This window comes from Mangrovimicrobium sediminis, from assembly GCF_004745945.1.
Taxonomy (GTDB): domain Bacteria; phylum Pseudomonadota; class Gammaproteobacteria; order Pseudomonadales; family Halieaceae; genus Mangrovimicrobium; species Mangrovimicrobium sediminis.
The window spans coordinates 1-1,649 of record NZ_SRLE01000063.1 but is presented as its reverse complement, the minus strand read 5'-3'; the positions used below and the strand labels follow the sequence as shown (position 1 = coordinate 1,649).

The 1,649-nt window shown below is 67.6% G+C and carries 4 protein-coding genes; all 4 read left to right on the top strand.

Annotation, left to right across the window (positions count from 1 at the left end):
* Positions 1-269, top strand: a 269-nt coding sequence (locus E4634_RS21360; RefSeq protein ID WP_135446692.1) for a Zn-ribbon domain-containing OB-fold protein, incomplete at its 5' end; no start/stop codon positions are given.
* Between the two features lie 2 nt (positions 270-271).
* The gene (locus E4634_RS21355; RefSeq protein ID WP_206046997.1) at positions 272-1,015 is read left to right on the top strand and encodes a beta-ketoacyl-[acyl-carrier-protein] synthase family protein; all 744 of its coding nucleotides are present in this window, start codon (positions 272-274) and stop codon (positions 1,013-1,015) included.
* Positions 910-1,290, top strand: coding sequence for a thiolase C-terminal domain-containing protein (locus E4634_RS21795; RefSeq protein ID WP_206046996.1), 381 nt, complete (start codon positions 910-912; stop codon positions 1,288-1,290). Before E4634_RS21355 ends, E4634_RS21795 begins: the two co-directional genes overlap by 106 nt.
* 4 nt (positions 1,291-1,294) lie before the next feature.
* Positions 1,295-1,649, top strand: a 355-nt coding sequence (locus E4634_RS21350) for a DUF2889 domain-containing protein (RefSeq protein ID WP_135446691.1), incomplete at its 3' end; no start/stop codon positions are given.

Below are 1,649 nucleotides of genomic sequence, written 5' to 3'. Positions count from 1 at the left end.
GCCGTCACTGCCTGTCCGAAAACGTGGTGCCCGAGGCTGTCGCCGGCACCGGCGTGATCGACACCTACACGCTCGTCCACCAGAAGTGGCACCCGGCAATGCCGGTGCCCTGCGTGGTTGCGCGCGTGGCTATCGACGGTGCCGAGGGGGTGTATATCACCAGCAATATCCTCGGTTGCGAACCCACGGATGTCGATTTCGGTGACCGCGTGCGCGTGACTTTCGAGCAGCACGACGACGTCTACGTTCCCCTGTTTGAAAAGATCTGACCATGACTGACACACAAGCCTATATCACCGGCATCGGGCAGTCCGAGGTCGGCATGAAACTCACCCGTCACCCGCTGCTGCTGACCGTCGACGCGGTCAAGGAAGCCCTGGCCGAGGCTGGCCTCGGTATCGAGCAGATCGACGGAGTCTCCACCTACCCGGGCCGCGTCTCGCAGATGCTGGGCTTCTCGCCCGTGGGCGCCGACGAGTTGATCGACGCGCTGGGCATCAAGGCCACCTGGTACGCCGGCGGCGGCGAAATATCCTCGCAACTGGGCGCGGTGGGCGCGGCGATGGCAGCAGTGCGCACCGGCCAGGCGCGGCATGTCATCTGCTACCGCACCGTGTACGAGGCGGCGGCCATGTCGCGCCCCGACGAATACCCGGTGTCCATGCCCTCGCGGGTCGACAGCTACACCCAGTGGTTCGCGCCGTACTACGCGATGTCTGCCGCGACCTGGGTGGCGCAGTACGCCATGCGCCACGTGAAGAAATACGGCCTGACCCGCGAGCAGCTGGCGCAGATCGCGCTGACCGATCGCGCCAACGCCATGCGCAACCCGCGCGCGATGATTCGCGAGCCGCTGACCATGGAGCAGTACATGGGCTGGACCGCCACAGCTGGGACCAGGCCGAGTGGATGGCCAGCTACGCCACCGGCCGCGACCTGTGGAAGCTCACCGACTACACACCGGCGGACGTCGACACCGTGCAGTTCTACGACGGCTTCAGCTTCCTCGCGCTGACCTGGCTGGAAGCGCTGGGTTTTTGCGAGATCGGCGAGGGCGGCAAGTTCATCGAGGGCGGCCAGCGCATCGCCCTCGACGGCGAGCTGCCGCTGAACACCTTCGGCGGCCAGATCGGCGCCGGCCGCCTGCACGGCTTCGGTTTCGCCCACGAGGCGGTCACCCAGCTGCGCGGCGTGGGTGGCGAGCGGCAGATCCCCGGCGACCCGAAGGTGGCAGTGGCCACCTCCGGCGGCGGCCCCCTGGCGACTGCCCTGTTGCTGGCACGGGACTGAGCCCTTGGCGGAACCCGCCCTGGACCAGCTGCCGGGCTTCCGGCGCCGCTTTCGCGTGACACCCGCCCCCGGGCGGGTGTTGAGCGAGGTCGAGGACGACTTCCACTGCATGGGCGTGTGTATCGAGCACGACCAGGGCGTGGCCACCCGTATCGAGCCGCAGATGCACCGCGCGCCCTGGAACACCTGTCCCGGCGCCGAACAACAACTGGTGGCGACGTTCACCGGCCAGCCGCTCGACGGGTTTGCGCGGCGCGGCGGAAAAACCTCCAACTGCACTCACCTGTACGATCTCGCGGAACTCGGCGCGGCCCATGCGCAGGATACCCACGTGCCTGTCCCTTATACACCTCTCCGAC

Excerpts from the sequence above, each read along its gene's own strand:
- E4634_RS21795 (WP_206046996.1), top strand. The coding sequence starts at position 910 with ATGGCCAGCTACGCCACCGGCCGCGACCTGTGGAAGCTCACCGACTAC.
- E4634_RS21355 (WP_206046997.1), top strand. The coding sequence starts at position 272 with ATGACTGACACACAAGCCTATATCACCGGCATCGGGCAGTCCGAGGTC.